Raw genomic sequence first — 17,248 nt, forward strand, 5'->3', positions numbered from 1 at the left:
CGTGCGCGTACTCCTGGTGAACATGCCCTGGGCCCCGATCGATCTCCCGTCGCTGGCTCTCGGAATTCTCAAGCGCAGTGTCGACGAGCGCGTACCGAACGCCACGGCGGACGTGCTGCACGCGAATATCGAATACGTGGACTGGGTCACCAGGAACACGGAATTCACTTTGGAGGACTATTCCTACTACGCACTCGGTTCCTATTTCCTGGGCTGTGGCGACTGGGTGTTCTCCTCCGCTCTCTACGACGATCCCGAATGGCGAGTGCCCGAGTTCACCGAGGCGATGGCGAACCGGGTGCGCGGGCCGCGGATGGAGATGACGCAGGCGCTGCACGTCACCGCGCCCGACTTCGTCCGGCACATCGCGGAACGCATCGTCGAACTCGCCCCGGACGTGGTCGGGTTCACTTCGACGTTCCAGCAGAACACCGCGGCGCTGGCGGCCGCCAAGCACGTCAAGCAGCTCGCCCCCCACATCGTGACGGCCATGGGCGGCGCCAACTGCGACGGCAAGCAGGGCGAGGCCGTCCACCGCAACTTCCCCTTCGTCGACCATGTGCTGCGCGGCGAGGGCGAGGTGTCGTTCCCCGCGCTGATCAGGGCCCTGGAGGCGGGCGAGCCGCTGTCGGAGATCCCCGGGCTGTGCTGGCGCGACACGGACGGCTCGTCCGTGGTGAACGCCATGAACACCAGGCCGCTGCCGCCCGCAGCCATCCTGCCGCCGGACTACTCCGGCTACTTCGAACGGCTCGCCTCGTCCCACGCCCGGAACTGGGTCGAGCCCAAACTGGTCGTCGAGGGCGCTCGGGGCTGCTGGTGGGGTGAGAAGCACCACTGCACCTTCTGCGGGCTGAACGGCTCGTTCATGGCGTTCCGCAGCAAGAGCCCCGACGTGTTCTACGACGAGATCATGGAACTCGCGCGCAGGCACCGGGTCCTGGACATGTACGTCGTGGACAACATCCTGGACATGGGGTACGTGAAGTCGGTACTGCCCCGCATCATCGACAGCGGGTACGACCTGCGCATGCACATCGAGATCAAGTCGAACATGCGGCGGGGGCAGCTCCAGACCCTGGCGGACGCGGGCCTGATCTTCGTCCAGCCCGGCATCGAGAGCCTCAACAGCCGGGTGCTGACCCTGATGGACAAGGGGGTGACCGGCGGCCAGAACGTGCGGATGCTCCGTGACGCCGCCACCGTCGGCCTCTCGGTCGCCTGGAACTACCTGCACGGGTTCCCGGGCGAGGACGCGGAGGACTACGACGACGTGGTGGACCAGCTGGCCGCGCTGGAGCACCTGAATCCGCCCGTGGGGCCCTCCTCGCGGATCGCGATCGAGCGGTTCAGCCCGTACTTCAACGACCCCGGTCTCGGCTTCTCCGAGCTGCGTCCCGCTGAGCCGTACCGGCTCACCTACGACCTCCCCGACGCCGAGATGTTCGACCTGGCGTACGTCTTCGACGTCCCGCCGCGGGGCATCGGCGAGGACGTCGTCGCACGGCTCGACGAAGGCATCGCGCACTGGAAGCGGAACTACGCCGGCAGCCGCCTCACCCACTGCGACCTGGAGGACCGGATCGTCCTGGTCAGCAAGCGCCGGGCGTTCGACTGGACGCGTCTGGAGCTCACCGACCCGGCCGAACTGGCCCTGTTCCGGCTGCTCGACCAGCCGCATGCGGTGAAGGCGGCGGCGCGCAAGCTGGACGCGGACCACCACATCGGCGAGGCGGCCCTGCTCGGGATCCTGAAGCGGTGGCGGGAGCTCGGCGTCGTGTTCGAGGACAGCGGGCAGTTCGTGCAGATCGCGCCGCCGGCCCTGAACGAGGAGTTCCTGCGGATCGACTTCATGCGGCACACCGCCGCCCGCGAGGCCGAGCTCGCCCCCACCACCGTCTGACGACCGCAGCGCCGCGTCCGCCCGGGTCCCGGGCGGACGCCGACGGCCGCGGTACCGCTTCTGCCGGCACACCCCGGCACACCGGGACACCGCCCGACCGAGGGACGACGATGACTCCTGCACTCACCGGCACCGCCCCCTTCACCGTGACCGCCTCACGGGACTACGACCCCGAGGTGGGCACTCTGCCCGCCATGTCCCTGGGGCGCTTCGAGATCGACATGTCCGGCGCGGAGGCCGCCCGGCGGCTGTTCGCCGCCGGGGCCCGGCACGTCACCCTGCCCCGCCCCGTGGACCTGACGGACACCGCCGACGCGGCCTGGTCGGTGCGGGCGCTGAGCTTCGTGGGCGACCTGTCCAGCCTGGCCGTCTCGGTCGACTGGCAGCTCCGCACCGGTCCCGACCCCGACGCCTGGCGCCACTTCGGGCACCTGCACCCGCCGACCGCCGTCCTCGGCATCGCCGACCCGGTCGCGACGGCGCTCGCCTGGCGCACCACGTACTACATCTGCAAGTGCATCTTCCGCTACGGTCCGGGGTTCATCCAGGTCCGTGACCGGCGCTACGGGGAGCTGCGCCGCTTCACCATCGACGAACCGGAGTACCACGAGGCCGTCGCGGCGCTCACCGACGGTGCGCACGTGGACGCGGTACCGCGGCCGATCCTGGACGACCTGATGGCGGAGACACTCGTCGTGCGTCTGGGCGACCATCTGTGGTGGGCGCCGTACCGGGTGCGCCGCTGGTCGGAGGCTCCGCTGGTGATCTGAGCAGGCGGGCGCGGACCCGGGCGCCGCAAGGGGCGTCCCGGCGGTCTCGGGTGCCCGCGGCATCCGGTGCGCAGTCCGGCGGCGTCCGGTGCGGAGTACGGCGGGCGCCCTGGGCATCCTGGGCGCCGCGGGTGTCCCGGCGCTGCCCGGTCCCCCGCCCCCCGGTCCGGGCTGTGTCCCCGTTTCCTGCCGGCGCGGGGCCGGGAGGAAACGGGGACGCATGGGGGACGCGGGCGCATCGGTCGGGCGCCTCCCGCGGGGTCAGATCGTGGACGTGTCGATCACGAAGCGGTACCGCACGTCGCTGGCCAGCACCCGCTCGTACGCCTCGTTGATCCGGTCCGCGGAGATCACCTCGATCTCCGCTCCCAGGCCGTGCTCGGCGCAGAAGTCGAGCATCTCCTGGGTCTCCGGGAGGCCGCCGATGCCGGACCCGGCGAGGGTCTTGCGGCCGCCGATGACGGAGAACAGGTTCAGCGAGACCGGCTCCTCCGGGGCGCCTACGTTGACGAAGGCGCCGTCCGTGCGGAGCAGGCCGAGATACCTGTCGAGCGGCAGCGGCGCGGACACCGTGGAGACGATCAGGTCGAAGGTGCCCGCGAGCTCCTCGAAGACCGACTCGTCGGACGTCGCGTAGTAGTGGTCGGCGCCGAGCTTCAGGCCGTCTGCCTCCTTGCGGAGCGACTGGGAGAGGACGGTCACCTCGGCGCCCAGTGCGTGGGCGATCTTGACGCCCATGTGGCCGAGGCCGCCGAGCCCGACGACGGCGACCTTCTTGCCGGGGCCGGCCTTCCAGTGGCGCAGCGGCGAGTACAGCGTGATCCCCGCGCACAGCAGCGGGGCCGCCTCGTCGAGGGCGATGCCCTCGGGTATGCGGACGGTGAAGCGCTCGTCCACGACGATGTGGGACGAGTAGCCGCCGTAGGTGGGCTCGCCGTCCTTGCCGAGGGCGTTGTACGTGCCGACGCTGCCGCCGGTGCAGTACTGCTCCAGGCCGGCCGCGCAGTTGTCGCAGGTGCGGCAGGAGTCGACGAGGCAGCCGACTCCAACCCGGTCGCCGGCCTCGAACCGGGTGACCCCCGGGCCGACCTCGGTGACGATGCCGGCGATCTCGTGGCCGGGCACCATCGGGTAGATGCCGGTGCCCCAGCCGTCACGGGCCTGGTGGATGTCGGAGTGGCAGATGCCCGCGAACTTGATGTCGATCATTACGTCGTGTTCGCCGACCGGCCGGCGCGGGATGGTCGTGCGCTCCAGCGGGGCGCCCGCGGCGGGGGCGGCGTAGGCGGGGACGGTGGTTGCGTTCGTGGTCATGGCGTCGAGCCTGCCCGGTCGCGGCGCGGTCACCCAGCCCTCTGTGGTGCCTACGTCCGCCGTGCCTACCACTGGCAGGGTCAGGCTCGCCCGGCGGGCCGTCGCGGAGGTGGCCAATACTTGAGGGATGGACCAGCGTGCCGAACTCAGCGAATTCCTCCGGTCCCGGCGTGCCCGGCTGAAGCCCGGGGACGTCGGGCTGCCGGACTTCGGCCGCCACCGCCGCGTCCCCGGGCTGCGCCGCGAGGAGCTGGCCCAGCTGGCGGGGGTGTCGGTGGCGTACTACACGCGGCTGGAGCAGGGGCACGGGCAGAACGTGTCCACGGAGGTGCTGGACTCCATCGCGCGGGCGCTGCGCCTGACGGACACCGAGCACGCGCACCTGACGCATCTGGCGAGTCCCAAGCCGAAGAAGAAGCGGGGAGCGGTCCACCGGACGCAGAAGGTGCGGCCGCAGCTCCAGCACCTGATCGACACCATGGACCAGGTCCCGGCGCTGTTCCTGGGGCGCCGTCTGGAGATCCTGGCGTGGAACCGGATGGCCCGGGCCCTGTTCGGCGACTTCGCGGCGATGGAGGCCGCCGAGCGCAACATGGCCCGGCTGGTGTTCCTCGACCCCAACGCCCGTTCGCTGTACCTGGACTGGGAGTGCAAGGCGGTCGAGGTGGTGAGCATCCTGCGGCTGTGCGCGGGCTGCTACCCGGACGACCCGCAGCTGTCCTCCCTGGTGGGCGAGTTGTCGGTCAAGAGCGAGGAGTTCCGTTCCCTGTGGGCGGCGCACACGGTGCAGGAGAAGGGCCACGGCGTGAAGCGGCTGCACCATCCGCTGGTGGGTGAGCTGTCCCTCGCGTACGAGACGCTGCGCTTCCCCGACGACCACGATCTGTCCCTCGTTACCTACCACGCGGAGCCGGACAGCCGCTCCGCCGAGTCGCTGCGGCTGCTGGCCGGCTGGGGCGTGGACGAGGTCGCGGCGGGCTCGGGCACGGCCTGACCGGCGGGCTCGGGCACACCGCCTGACCGGCGGGCCCGGGCACGGTCCGACGGGCGCGCCCGCGCCCCTTTCGGGCCCGGACGTGAGGCCGGGGCGGCCCGGCGCCCCCGGACGTGAGCCCGGGGCGGCCCGGCGCCGGGGTGTCCGGGCCCTCTCGCGTTCCTCCTCCGTGGCGTGGAGCCTCCCGTTCCGGCGGGGAGGCGGCCCGCGCACGTTCCCGGCACGCCGTACGGCCCCGGCGCCACCGGGTCGACCAATGACGGCTTCCGGGCGTGGTTGACGCGCGTTGACAAGGAGCCCCAGACTCACGCAGGAGCACGCTCGCAGGTACATGACAAGCCATCGCGAAAGGGGCATCGCCCGTGCTGTCCAGACCGTCCGTCGCCACGTATGTGAGATTCGCCGTGACCGCCCTCGCCGTCACCGGACTGCTCGCCGCCGCACCGGCCACGGCGAACTCCACGCCCCGAGCGGCCGCGGAGCCGACGTCCGCCGCCGTGGGCGTGAAGATGCCCACGGCCGTCGCCGACCGCCTCGGCACCGAGCGCGGGGCACTGGTGGACGCCGTGTCCGCGGACGTCCTCTCGCGGTCCCACGACGCCAGGGGCCTGGCCCCCGATGCCGCCGTCGGCAGGCTCGCGGAGGAAGGCCGCAAGGTGGTCGTGGACGTACGCACCGTCTCGGGCGACTGGGCCCGCGGCGTCGCCTACGTCGAGGCGTCACGCGCCCGGCACGGCGAGCCGGAGGGCTGGCTCTACATCGCCCACCGCGAGGACGGACGGTGGGTGGCGGGTCTCGAGGGCGACGGCGAGTTCGCCGACCACGTGGCCCGCTCCCCGCTGGTCGGCGCGGCGGAACGCCGGACGATGACGGCGTACGCCGAGCGCAGGACGACTCCGGACGCGCACGCCCCGCACACCTCGCATGCCTCGCATGCCTCGCACGCCTCGCAGGCCCCGCAGGTCGGGGTCCTGGCCAACACCAACGGGATGCTGCTGCCCTGGATGCCGGACTACTACATGACCCTGACCGGCGGCCCGCACTCCCACGACGGCGGAAGCGGCTACTGGAGCGCCCTCGACTTCGCCGGCGGCAACGCCAGCGGCCTGGTGCGCTCGTCCCGCGAGGGCACCGCGACCTCGATGTGCGGAGCCGGCGGCGGGTGGACACGGGTGATCCACCCCGGCGGATTCTCCACGGACTACTACCACATGCGGAACACGACCTACTACAACGGGACGGCCATCGGGCGCAGCGCCCTGCTCGGCAGCATCGGCACCGACACCTGCGCCGGCGGTTCGGCGACCGGCGCCCACGTGCACTGGAGCCTGCGCACGTACGACGCCAACTACGTGGGCCAGTACACCTGGCTGAACGGGCGCACCATCGGTGGCTGGACCTGGTGGAACGGATCCAGCCAGTACTCCGGCTGCGGCACCCGCCTCGGCGTCACGGCCTGCCCCGGGACGGCCATCTACAACCGCACCGGCTGACGGTCCGCGACGGACGCTCGGGGACGGCCGGTCCGCGACGGACGGTCGGGGACGGCCGGGGCGGGTGTCGCCTCACCCGGACCGTCCCCGGCCCCGCCCGCGCCCTCGGACACTCGGGGGCGCGGGCGCACGCGTTCACTCGGGGGCGGACGCCTGGGCTCGGCAGCGGAAGGGGGTGTCTACCCGGGACGCCCCGCCCGCGACTACAGTCCGCGCCATGCCGCGGGCGAGGGAGTGCACGAGCGCGTGCGGGGGAAGCGGGCATGCCGGTCACCGGGCCTGCGCCCTCGTGAACTGCGCGACCTCCGCGGCCTTCGCGGCCTTCGCAGCCTTCACGGCCTTCGCGGCCTTCGCAACCTTCGCGGCCTTCGCAACCTTCGCGACCGCATGAACGCCCCGCCCCTCGACCGGAAAGCGAGAGCTGTCATGTCCACCACGTCCCCGTCCGTCACCGGCTGCCCGTTACGGATAGACCCGGCCGGCTCCGACATCCACGGCGAGGCCGCCGCACTGCGTCGGCGAGGCCCCGCGACCCGGGTTCTGCTGCCCGGGGACGTGCCGGCGTGGTCGGTGACCGACCCCGGCCTGATCCGCCGGCTGCTCACGCACTCCGGCATCTCCAAGGACCCCGCCCGGCACTGGCCGGCCTATGGCGATCTGCCCGAGACGTGGCCGCTGCGGATGTGGGTCGACGTCCGCAACGCCCTGACCGCGTACGGCAGCGAGCACCGGCGGCTGCGGCGTCCCCTGGCGGCAGCGTTCAGCACGCGCCGGGTCAGGGCCCTCGTGCCGCAGATCGAGGAGATCACCCACAGACTCCTCGACGACCTCGCCGCAGGCGACACCGGCGACGTCGTCGACCTGCGCGCGCGGTTCGCCTGGCCGCTCCCCCTGCTCGGGGTCAACCGCGTCCTCGGCGTCCCCGACGCCCTGCACAACGGCTTCCGCGACACCGTCGGCCGGCTCTTCGACACCGCGGCGACCCCGGAGGAGGCGCTCGCCACGCGGGACCGGTTGTACGAGCTGATCCGGGAACTCGTCGACCGCAAGCGCGCGGAGCCCGCCGACGACGTGACCAGTGCGCTCGTCGAGGCGCAGGAGCGCGGCGAGTTGTCCGTCCAGGAACTCGAGGACAGCTTCGTCCTCCTCATCGGCGCCGGGCACGAGACGACCGTCAACCTTCTCGACCAGGCCATCACCAGTCTGCTCGCCGACCCCGGGCAGCTCGCCCTCGCCCGCTCGGGCGAGGTCGCGTGGAGCCGGGTCGTGGAGGAGACCCTGCGCCACCAGGCCCCGGTCGCGACGATCATCATGCGTTTCGCCGCCGACCGGGTGGTGGACGAGCCCACGGGCGTCACGTTCGAGCAGGGTGACGCGCTCGTCATCAACTTCGCGGCGGCCGGACGGGATCCGGGGCAGCACGGGCCGGACGCCGACACGTTCGACGCGGCCCGGGCAGGCGCCCACGACCATCTGTCCTTCGGTCACGGGAACCATCTGTGCGTGGGTGCCGAACTGGCGCGCATCGAGGGCCGTATCGCCCTCGAAGCACTCTTCACACGCTTCCCCGGCATCCAGGTGGCCGTTCCGCCGGATCAGCTGCGCCCTCTGCCCAGCTTCATCTCCAACGGCCACCAGGCCCTGCCCGTGCTTCTCCGAGGGGCACGGCACAGTCGCTGACCGGGAGCGGGGCCGCCGGTCGGCGCCGCCGCCGACGCGTCCCGCTCCGGCTCCCGGTCCTGGTCCTGGTCCCGATGGGGGGCCGGGTCGGGATCCGGGGGCCGGCGTCGCGGTCCCGATCACGGCGACGGACTCCAGTGGTCGGGGCGGGTCGCCGTGCTGAGACGCGGTGGCCGGTCCTCCGCTGCGGTGGAGGACCGGCCACCGGCGGGGGCGCGTGCGCGAGGCTCCGAGAACCGCCTGCCCTGTGGGCGGGGCAGGTGCGCCTGACGCTGCGCGGGACGCGGCCGGGCGCCCGGCGTCCTGGCGTGCGCGTCCTGGCGTGCGCGTCCTGAGGCCGACGGGGACGCGGAAGCCGGTGAGCACCGCCCCACGGATGCGATGGGGCGGGAGGCAGGGCGGGCGGCCACGGTCCGCGCCGTCGGCGCAGCTGCCCGACCAGCGGCGGGGCGGGGCCGCCCGTCCCGCCGCGGTGCCGTCCCGGGACTCCCGGAGCGCTCCGCTCCTCTTCGAGCGGCCCGCGCCCGCCTCCTCGTGGACCCCGCGGGTCCGCCTGCCCGACGACGCCTCGGTCCGACCGATTTCAGGCCATTCAGGCGAGCGTCCGCGCTGCCCTCCGAGCGCCGGTTCCAGAAACCTTTCCCTCGCCGACTCCTCCGGGACGGTCCCCTCCCCGGGACAGCCGCCGCGGTCTGCGGCGGCGGCTCACGCACTGTCCGGATCCCGGCATCGCACCCCCCTGATTGTCAGTGGCGTCGCGGAAGGTTCCACAACAGCCCGTCGCCACCTCACCGAGGAGGAACAGATGTCCCGCCGCCTGCTCGCGATACCCCGCGCGTGTGACGCCACCCGCCCCGTCAGCGTGACGAGCGCGTCGAACCACCCCGTACCCGGACGGCAGTCGGCCGCCGCGCCGGTGCCCGGTTCCGCGCCCGGACCGCGGCCCGGCCGGTCCCGTACCGGGCGTCCGCCCGGCCATGCCGCCCGGGTCCTCCAGCAGATCGACTCCGAGGAGACTTCCGTGAACCCCTTGCCCACCTCCGGCGCGGCGCGTGCCGCGTTCGGCAGCCCTCCCGCTCTGCCCGTGGCGCCGGCCTCGCTCCGGCGTCCGTCGGACGCGCGCCGAGCCCCGTTCGCGTCGGCCTCACGACCGTCACCGAGGTGGGGGGCATGAACGACGCGACGGCCCACTCGCCGGCCCCGCGCGGGCACCTCACCGGTGACCGGATCGTGGCGGGGGTGACCACGTGAAGCCACCCCGCCCCGCCACCGGCCGACAGGTGCCGGAGACCGGTCGGCGTGAACCGGGTGCCCCGGCGAACGTTCCCGCGGCCCGCCCGGCGGATGATCCACGGCCCTCCGCTCCCCCGGAGCTCGACTACAACGGGCGCAGGCACCGCAGGGCGATGGACGACGCCACCCTGTGGGACATGGCGCGCAGGATCCCGACGGCACTCGCCCAGACGGCCCGGCTGGCCTGGTCGGTGGACCGTCGGATGACGGCCACCATCCTCGTGTGCCAAGTGCTCTCGGGACTCGGGACCGCCGTGATGCTGACCGCGGTCTCCCGTGCACTCCCCCACCTCACGGCATCCGACGCCCGCACGGGGCTCACCCAGGCGTGGCCCGCGCTCACCGTCGCGGTGGCCGCGATGGCGACGGGATCCGGCATGTGGATCCTCGCGGACTGGGCCACCCGCCGCCTCAATCCGAAGATCGCCTCCGCCGCCGATCTCACGCTGGTCGACCTCCACATGAAGGCCGAACTGTCCGCGTACGACACCGAGGGGTTCACCGACCGGAGCCAGGCGGCGGAGATCGGCGCCATGCGGGCGGTGGACCTCGCGGACGACGCGAAGACCCTGACAGGCGGCTTCGTCCAGTTGGTCTCGGCCGCCACCGTCCTCACCTCCCTCCACCCCCTGCTGCTGGGAGTCCTGGTGCTGTCGGTCCTCCCCAGGGGCCTCGGCGGGGTGATCGCCGCACGCATCGACTACCGGGTCCACGACCGGACGATCTCCGCCCGCAACGTGCGCGGCATGATGCGCTGGTGGCTCACCACCTCGGAACTCGCCGACGAATTGCGCGCCAACACCATGCGCCCGTACCTGCAGTCCTGGTACCGGGCCATGTGCGACCGCGTCGAAGGACGCGAACTCGAGGGCGCCCGCCCCTATCTGCTGGTGACGCTCCTCGCGGCTTCCCTCTCCGGCCTGTTCACGCTCGGCATGTGGGTGTCGCTGGCGGCGCTCGCCGTCTCGGGAGCCATGTCCACCGCGATCGCCGGCACCGCCATCGTGGCCTCGCAGACCGCGGGACGGGCCCTCAACTCGATCGTCCGCTACGGCGCGGTGATGTTCCACCACGGCCTCTACCTCAGTGACTACCACACCTTCATCGGCGAGGTCCGCTCCAGTGCCACGGCCCGTGGCACGACCCGGGCCCCGGCGCCTCGGCGCATCCGCCTGTGCGGGGCCGGATTCACCTACCCCGGCCGGGACGAACCCGCCCTCCATCCCGTCACACTTACTCTCGAACGCGGCGAGATCGTCGCCCTGGTCGGCGAGAACGGCGCCGGCAAGTCCACCCTGATCCGGATGATCACGGGGCTGACCGTGCCGACCGCCGGAAGCGTCCGCTGGGACGACACCGACCTCGCCACCGCCGATGCGGAGTCGGCGTGGCGGCATGTCGGGCTGGTCCCCCAGAAGAACGGGCACTGGCCACTGCGCGTGCGGGAGAACATCACGCTCGGCCAGCCCCGTGAGCACGGCGACGAAGGCGTCTGGGACGCGGCGGGACGCGTGGGCATGACCGAGGCCCTGGAGCGGCTTCCCGACGGGCTCGACACTCTGCTGGCGCGTTCGGTCTGGGGCGGACACGAACTCTCCGGCGGTCAGTGGCAGCGTCTGGCCTGCGCCAGGGCCATGTACCGCGAGCCCGCCGTGCTCGTCCTCGACGAGCCGACCAGCGAGATGGACGCCCGTGGCGAACACCTGATCTTCCGTGAACTGCGCGCCATGGCACGGGACCGGATCACCGTCGTCGTCACCCACCGCCTGGACAACGTGCGGATGGCGGACCGGGTCATCGTCCTCGACCAGGGCCGCGTCCGCGAGCAGGGCACCTTCGACGACCTCGTCGCGACCGAAGGGAGTCTGCTCGGCGAGCTGTACGCGCTCGCCCAGGACCGCTGACGGGTCCGCCACCACCCGTGCGGGGCCGCGCACCGTCGCGGCCCCGCCCGGCCCCCGCCCCCGTCCGGGTGCCGGTTCCGGGGGCGGCAGGTGCCGCTCCCGGTACCGGACCGGTCCCTGCCCGGTCCGGTACGTCACCGGCGGCGGGCAGGCGGCAGCGGGTTCAGTGTTCGCAGAGGGAGAACTCCCGCTCGTAGACCTCCTCGTTGTGTTCGTCGATGAAGAACTTGCGTTCCTGCATGAGCTGCTCGCGAAACTCCTCGGCCTGCGCCAGGGTCATGGTCGACGTGGCGGACCACGGCTGCTGCGGGGGCACGTCGGAGGTCGAGACGATCCTTCGGGACGGGTCGACCAGGAAGAAGGCGAGTATCTTCCGGTGCCCGGGGCGGCCGGGATCCGCGAGGCGGAACGGGCTCACGCGGTGCTGGAGGGTGTTGGGGAACGCCAGACAGCGGCCGGCCGGGGTCGGCGCCGATCCCAGCGTCTGGTTGAGGGCGTCCTCGTTCTCCAGGCCGTAGACCTCGCGGAGGCCGTTGTCGTCGTTCTGCTCGTAGTTCGGGTCGTCGAGTGCCGTCCGGAAGGCGAGCCGGCTCTCGGTGATGTTCTCGCTGTCCCAGTAGTAGATGCCGGTCGAGACGATCCGCTCGTTCAGCATCCCCTCCACGTGCCAGGAGCCGCCGGGGTACTCGGGCTTCTCCGGGGTGAGGTGGATGGTGGCGAGCTTCACGATGACCTGGAGGCGGCGGCCGCGCAGGTCGACCCGGGCGGAGGCGTCCGCCGGCACGGGCGGGACGAAGTCGGGCGCGTCCGGGACGACCGGACTGCGGGTCTCCCACCAGTCGTCCATCGCCTCCTCCCAGGCGAGAACGGCCTCGTCGTAGGCGTCGTCGTCGCTGTAGGCGTCCTCGTCCGGGTGCTCCGGCTCCGAGTCGTACCACCCGTAGGGGTCGGCGGTGATGCGCAGGGGCCGCGGATGGCGCAGGTCGGTCAGCACGTTCTCCCACAGCGGGCGGAAGAGTGCGAGCAGGTCCGGGAGGACGGAGGCCAGTTCGCGATGGGTGTCGGGGTGGAGGTTGTTGACGTACGAGCGGAGGGCGACGCCGCCGTCGTCACCGACCTCGATGTCGGTGGGCAGCCACTGGAACTTCTCCGAGAACTCGTACTTCGCGTACCGGTCGGCCACGTTCTCCCACGCCCGGCCGGGGCCGCCGCTCACGTCCTTCACCAGGCAGAAGAGCGAGGGATGGACCAGGTCGAGCACCAGTCCGCCGGAGCCCGGATGCCAGTCCTGCTCCTCGGCGGGAACCTCCTCCAGGACGCGTACCGCTTCGGCCAGACGGGAGCGGAGGCCGTCGTCGACCAGTGCGTCCGACTGCCACACCCCGTCCACCGCGGACACCTCGACACCGGTGCGTGCGTCCCGCAGCGCGGCGTAGTGGGCGAGTTCGGCGATGACGTAACGGACCTGTGCCTCGGTGAGCCCCTGGGCGAGCGCCTCCTCGGTCCACCGGGCGGTGATGCCGTCGTCGTGCATCTTGTCGAACCACCGCGGCTTCGACCGTATGAGTGCGCTGCACCGCATCATCTGGAGTTCGCGCAGGGTGCGGGGTGCCGCGAACGGCAGGGCGCGAGAGGCTCGGAAGGGCAGCGGGAAGGCGGACAGGGCGGTCAATTCTCTTGGTCCTCACAGTCGGTTCGCGGTGGCCGGAAGGATACGGGAGCCGACTGACACCGCTGCCTCGGCCTCGTTCCCGGCGCTCCCCGCCACCCGCTCCGGCTTCCGTCCGCCGGGTGCACCGGGCGCCGGGCAGGGCAGGCGATACGGCCGGGCGGCGGTGGTCCGGATCGCGCCCGTCGTAACCTCTTCCCGTGTCTCCTCCCCGTCTGCACCGTGTCGCCGTCCTGGTCCTCGAGGGGGCGAAGCCGCTGGACGTCGGGATTCCCGCCCAGGTGTTCACGACCCGCGAGAGCATGCCGTACGAGGTACGGGTGTGCGGGGCCGCGCCCGGTCTCGTGACCGGTGGCGACGGTCTCGCCTACGACGTCGCGCACGGACTGGACGCCGTCGCGTGGGCCGACATCGTCTTCGTCCCGGGCTACCGGTTCCCGGACCGCGAGGACCCGCCGCGGGCCGTGGTGGACGCGCTCGTCGCCGCCCACCGGCGCGGGGCGCGGCTCGCAGCCATCTCGACGGGAGCCTTCGCCCTGGCCGCCACCGGCCTGCTCGACGGCAGGCGGGCCACGACGCACTGGCACTACACCCGGGCCCTCATGGCCAGGCATCCGCTCGTCCGGGTCGACGAGAACGTCCTCTTCGTCGACGAGGGCAGTGTGCTCACCTCGGCCGGAGCCGCCTCAGGCATCGACCTGTGCCTGCACATCCTGCGCGGCGACCTCGGGGTCGCCGCCTCCAACCACGCGGCCCGCCGGCTGGTGGCGGCCCCCTACCGAAGCGGCGGACAGGCGCAGTACGTGCCGCGCAGCGTGCCCGAACCGCTGGGCGAGCAGTTCGCCGCCACCCGCGAGTGGGCGCTGCACCGTCTCGGTGAACCGCTGACCCTGGACGTGCTGGCGCGGCAGGCGGGGGTCTCGGCGCGCACGTTCTCCCGGCGCTTCGTGGAGGAGACCGGGTACACCCCGATGCAGTGGGTGATGCGGGCCCGGATCGACCTGGCGCGCGAACTGCTGGAACGCTCGCAGCGCGGTGTCGAGCAGATCGCGGCCGACGTCGGGCTCGGCACCGGATCCAATCTGCGCCTGCACTTCCAGCGCATTCTCGGCACCACGCCCAGCGAGTACCGGCGCACCTTCACCCGGGGCGAGTGAGCTGACGGAGACGGGCTGCGCGTGGCGGGCCGGCGGGCGGACGCCCGACGGCGCGCGGCCGGCCCGGGGAGGGCCGGCCCGTGGCTGGCGGGATCCTTGTGAACCGTGGCGATCACGCCACTGTCCGCCGTGCCCGGCGCGAGCGAGTCTGGTGGGGAACGGAAGGGACACCATTCATGACTCGCATCGCCATCAACGGATTCGGCCGCATCGGACGCAACGTGCTCCGCGCGCTGCTGGAGCGCGACAGCACTCTCGAGATCGTCGCCGTCAACGACCTGACCGAGCCCGCCACGCTCGCCCGGCTGCTCGCCTACGACAGCACGTCGGGCCGGCTCGGGCGCCCGGTGACCGTCGACGGGAGCACCCTCGTCGTCGACGGCCGGCGGATCGCGGTCCTCGCCGAGCGCGAACCCGCGCAGCTGCCGTGGGGCGAGCTCGGTGTCGACATCGTCCTGGAGGCCACCGGCCGCTTCACCTCGGCCGGAGCCGCCAAGGCGCACCTCGACGCGGGGGCGAAGAAGGTGCTCGTCAGCGCGCCGTCCGACGGCGCCGACGTCACGCTCGCCTTCGGTGTCAACACCGATGCCTACGACCCGGCCCTGCACACCATCGTGTCGAACGCGTCCTGCACCACCAACGCGCTGGCGCCGCTGGCCAAGGTCCTCGACGACCTCGCCGGCGTCGAGCACGGCTTCATGACGACGGTGCACGCCTACACGCAGGAGCAGAACCTGCAGGACGGCCCGCACCGCGACGCCCGCCGTGCCCGGGCCGCCGGGGTCAACATCGTGCCGACGACGACCGGAGCCGCGAAGGCGATCGGCCTGGTGCTCCCCGGCCTCGACGGCAAGCTGTCGGGCGACTCGATCCGCGTGCCGGTCCCGGTCGGCTCCATCGTCGAACTCAACACGACCGTAGCCCGCGACGTCACGCGTGACGAGGTGCTGGAGGCGTACCGCGCCGCGGCGCAGGGGCCGCTGGCCGGAGTCCTCGAGTACTCGGAGGACCCGCTGGTGTCGTCCGACATCACCGGCAACCCCGCGTCGTCGATCTTCGACTCGGCGCTGACCCGCGTCGACGGCCGCCACGTCAAGGTGGTCGCCTGGTACGACAACGAGTGGGGCTTCTCGAACCGCGTGATCGACACGCTGGAGCTCCTGGCCGCCGGCTGACGATCCGCGCTCCGGCCGGGGGCACCGATGCAGGGTGCCCCCGTCGGAGCGGCCGGCCCGCGCGGAGCGGGTCCCCCTCCGACCCGTCCGGCGGGACCGCCGTTCCCGCAACGGGTCTGCGTGTCAGGCGCGTCGGCGGGCCGGCCGTGCTGCCGGCCGAAGCGGTGCGCCGGTGGCACCGGCTCACCGGAGGCGCTCGGGGGCGCGCATCCGCTCCCCCTGCCCCGGCTGGTCCTCTCCGTGGGGCGCGTCATCGGGCGCGGCGGGGTAGAAGACGGTTACGCCCCGGACCGGGGCGGTGCGGGACGGCCGGAGCAGGAGCAGGAGGAGGGCGGCATGGATCTCAGCGGCGGCGGGCCCTGGCTGATCGCGATCGCGGTACTCGTGGTGGCGGCCGCCGTGTGCGCGGCCGTCCTCCTCGTCCGGGTGTTCCGGGCACGGAAGATGCTGACCGACGCCGGGGTGCCCCTGCATTCCAAGGCCCTGTTCTGGACGGCCGTGATCTACACCGTCTCCCCGGTCGACCTGATCCCCGACCCCGTGTACCTCGACGACATCGGAGTGCTGCTCCTCGCACTGCGGTCGCTGCACGCGGCCGCGTCCCGGGCACCGGCGGCGGACGCCTCGCGCGACCGGGGCGGAGCCGTGGGCCGGGTGAAGCCGTGAGCAATGTGCAGGCGTGAGCGGCGTGCAGGGGTGAGCGGTGCACAGCCGTGGACGCCATGCGGTCGTCAACGCACCGCGGGGCGTCGACGCGCCGGGGTCGTGACAGTGCCGGGGCCGTCGACGGTGTAAGGAGTCAGCCGTTCCGCTCGGCGGTCCACAGGGGCAGCTGCTCGAAGAAGGCGACCGCCTCCGACCGCCACCGGGGCCGCCATCCTGCGGCGATCGCTGAAGCCTCCCGGGCGTGGCGGCGCATGTCGGCCCGGATCCGCTCCGGCACGCAGTGGCGTTCCCCGATTTCGCGTACGGCGGCGACGGCCTCGTCGGTGCAGGCCGGGTCGCCGAGGGCCGACTCGACGATGCGGCGTTCGGCGCCGTCCACGGCGGCGAGCAGGTGCCGGACGGCGTAGCTGTGTTTGCCCTGGCGGAGGTCGGAGCCGACGGGCTTCCCCATGGAGGCCGCGTCCCCGAACAGGTCGAGGTGGTCGTCCCGCATCTGTCCGCAGATCCCGGTCAGCCTGGCGTAGGCGCGCAGTTCCCCGTTCACGTGCCCGGGTTCTCCGCCCGCGGCGAGGAGGCCGAGCTGCATCGGGGCGAGGATCGAGTAGCGGGCGGACTTGAGGTCCGCCACGCCGTGCAGCACGTCCTCGCCGGGTGCGGTGCCGAAGTCGCGTTCCAGATCGACGATCTGTCCCGTGAACGTGTCGGCCGCGGTCCGGGTCTGCACCTCGACCATGGCCTGGCGCAGCGAGGTGGGCATCTCGGCGTCGAGCAGCACCTTGAGCGACAGGGCGAGTGCGAGGTCGCCGGCGAGCACGGTCATGCCCAGAGCCGTCTGCGGGTGGTCGGGGAACCGCGCGCGGTAGGCGTACCAGGTGGACGGGCCGCCGCGGCGGGTGGGGCTGTCGTCGATCAGGTCGTCGTGGATCAGGCCGTGTGTCTGCAGCAGTTCGATGCTGAGCGCGGCGGCGTCCAGCCCGTCGGCCGGCTCGTCGGTCACCAGGCGTGCCGCCTCGTGCAGGAGCACGACGCGCATACGCTTCCCGCCCCGCAGGGAAAGCTCTCGCAGCAGCCGCAGGCAGTCGGGGGTGAAGCGGCTGTAGGAGGGCACTTCGAGGTCCGCGCCGAGCGTGTCGAAGTACTCCGCGAACAGGGTGTTGAACCGCTGCGTGCAGCGGGCGGCCCGCTCGAGGACGTGGGGGGTGGTCATGGGCGCGTACTTCCTGCTCGGGT

Annotated in this window: 12 protein-coding genes; 9 read left to right on the plus strand and 3 right to left on the minus strand. The window is 72.5% G+C overall.

Going from position 1 to position 17,248, the window contains the following annotated elements:
* The first annotated feature begins 1 nt into the window (after position 1).
* Both IAG43_RS00180 and IAG43_RS00185 read left to right on the plus strand, forming a co-directional pair.
* Positions 2 to 1,903 carry a RiPP maturation radical SAM C-methyltransferase gene (locus IAG43_RS00180; RefSeq protein WP_187738698.1) on the plus strand — a complete coding sequence of 634 codons (1,902 nt, stop codon included), beginning with the start codon at positions 2 to 4 and terminating at the stop codon, positions 1,901 to 1,903.
* A gap of 110 nt (positions 1,904 to 2,013) precedes the next feature.
* Positions 2,014 to 2,673: a DUF5825 family protein gene (locus IAG43_RS00185; RefSeq protein WP_187738699.1), complete on the plus strand. Its 660-nt coding sequence runs from the start codon at positions 2,014 to 2,016 to the stop codon at positions 2,671 to 2,673.
* Positions 2,674 to 2,934: 261 nt separating this feature from the next.
* On the opposite strand, the gene IAG43_RS00190 is transcribed toward IAG43_RS00185, so the two are convergent.
* Complete coding sequence (locus IAG43_RS00190; RefSeq protein ID WP_187738700.1) at positions 2,935 to 3,987, minus strand: NAD(P)-dependent alcohol dehydrogenase; 1,053 nt, start codon at positions 3,985 to 3,987, stop codon at positions 2,935 to 2,937.
* Positions 3,988 to 4,114: 127 nt separating this feature from the next.
* Here IAG43_RS00190 and IAG43_RS00195 point away from each other — a divergent pair, with 127 nt between their 5' ends.
* From IAG43_RS00195 to IAG43_RS00210, 4 genes are all read left to right on the plus strand, one after another.
* Positions 4,115 to 4,981 (plus strand): helix-turn-helix domain-containing protein, encoded by an 867-nt coding sequence (locus IAG43_RS00195; RefSeq protein WP_187738701.1) that lies wholly within the window; start codon positions 4,115 to 4,117, stop codon positions 4,979 to 4,981.
* A gap of 362 nt (positions 4,982 to 5,343) precedes the next feature.
* Complete coding sequence (locus IAG43_RS00200; protein WP_187738702.1) at positions 5,344 to 6,474, plus strand: M23 family metallopeptidase; 1,131 nt, start codon at positions 5,344 to 5,346, stop codon at positions 6,472 to 6,474.
* Positions 6,475 to 6,900: 426 nt separating this feature from the next.
* Positions 6,901 to 8,154 carry a cytochrome P450 family protein gene (locus tag IAG43_RS00205; protein ID WP_187738703.1) on the plus strand — a complete coding sequence of 418 codons (1,254 nt, stop codon included), beginning with the start codon at positions 6,901 to 6,903 and terminating at the stop codon, positions 8,152 to 8,154.
* A gap of 1,406 nt (positions 8,155 to 9,560) precedes the next feature.
* Positions 9,561 to 11,351, plus strand: a complete 1,791-nt coding sequence (locus IAG43_RS00210; protein ID WP_246573999.1) for an ATP-binding cassette domain-containing protein — start codon at positions 9,561 to 9,563, stop codon at positions 11,349 to 11,351.
* A gap of 163 nt (positions 11,352 to 11,514) precedes the next feature.
* On the opposite strand, the gene IAG43_RS00215 is transcribed toward IAG43_RS00210, so the two are convergent.
* The gene (locus IAG43_RS00215) at positions 11,515 to 13,023 is read right to left on the minus strand and encodes a DUF4246 domain-containing protein (RefSeq protein ID WP_187738704.1); all 1,509 of its coding nucleotides are present in this window, start codon (positions 13,021 to 13,023) and stop codon (positions 11,515 to 11,517) included.
* A 197-nt stretch (positions 13,024 to 13,220) separates the two neighbouring features.
* Between IAG43_RS00215 and IAG43_RS00220 the strand changes: the two genes are divergently transcribed.
* From IAG43_RS00220 to IAG43_RS00230, 3 genes are all read left to right on the plus strand, one after another.
* Positions 13,221 to 14,177: a GlxA family transcriptional regulator gene (locus tag IAG43_RS00220; protein WP_187738705.1), complete on the plus strand. Its 957-nt coding sequence runs from the start codon at positions 13,221 to 13,223 to the stop codon at positions 14,175 to 14,177.
* 176 nt (positions 14,178 to 14,353) lie between these two features.
* Positions 14,354 to 15,352, plus strand: a complete 999-nt coding sequence (gap, locus tag IAG43_RS00225; protein ID WP_187738706.1) for a type I glyceraldehyde-3-phosphate dehydrogenase — start codon at positions 14,354 to 14,356, stop codon at positions 15,350 to 15,352.
* 336 nt (positions 15,353 to 15,688) lie between these two features.
* Positions 15,689 to 16,018 (plus strand): YkvA family protein, encoded by a 330-nt coding sequence (locus tag IAG43_RS00230; protein WP_187738707.1) that lies wholly within the window; start codon positions 15,689 to 15,691, stop codon positions 16,016 to 16,018.
* A 133-nt stretch (positions 16,019 to 16,151) separates the two neighbouring features.
* Here IAG43_RS00230 and IAG43_RS00235 read toward each other — a convergent pair whose 3' ends face one another.
* Complete coding sequence (locus IAG43_RS00235; protein WP_187738708.1) at positions 16,152 to 17,225, minus strand: polyprenyl synthetase family protein; 1,074 nt, start codon at positions 17,223 to 17,225, stop codon at positions 16,152 to 16,154.
* Positions 17,226 to 17,248 lie beyond the last annotated feature (23 nt).

This window comes from Streptomyces genisteinicus (assembly GCF_014489615.1).
Taxonomy (GTDB): domain Bacteria; phylum Actinomycetota; class Actinomycetes; order Streptomycetales; family Streptomycetaceae; genus Streptomyces; species Streptomyces genisteinicus.

What these genes read in the sequence shown, in the direction of transcription:
- IAG43_RS00230 (WP_187738707.1), top strand. Translation starts at nt 15,689, where the DNA reads ATGGATCTCAGCGGCGGCGGGCCCTGGCTGATCGCGATCGCGGTACTC.
- IAG43_RS00235 (WP_187738708.1), bottom strand. Translation starts at nt 17,225, where the DNA reads ATGACCACCCCCCACGTCCTCGAGCGGGCCGCCCGCTGCACGCAGCGG.
- IAG43_RS00205 (WP_187738703.1), top strand. Translation starts at nt 6,901, where the DNA reads ATGTCCACCACGTCCCCGTCCGTCACCGGCTGCCCGTTACGGATAGAC.
- IAG43_RS00190 (WP_187738700.1), bottom strand. Translation starts at nt 3,987, where the DNA reads ATGACCACGAACGCAACCACCGTCCCCGCCTACGCCGCCCCCGCCGCG.
- IAG43_RS00210 (WP_246573999.1), top strand. Translation starts at nt 9,561, where the DNA reads ATGGACGACGCCACCCTGTGGGACATGGCGCGCAGGATCCCGACGGCA.
- IAG43_RS00185 (WP_187738699.1), top strand. Translation starts at nt 2,014, where the DNA reads ATGACTCCTGCACTCACCGGCACCGCCCCCTTCACCGTGACCGCCTCA.
- gap (WP_187738706.1), top strand. Translation starts at nt 14,354, where the DNA reads ATGACTCGCATCGCCATCAACGGATTCGGCCGCATCGGACGCAACGTG.
- IAG43_RS00195 (WP_187738701.1), top strand. Translation starts at nt 4,115, where the DNA reads ATGGACCAGCGTGCCGAACTCAGCGAATTCCTCCGGTCCCGGCGTGCC.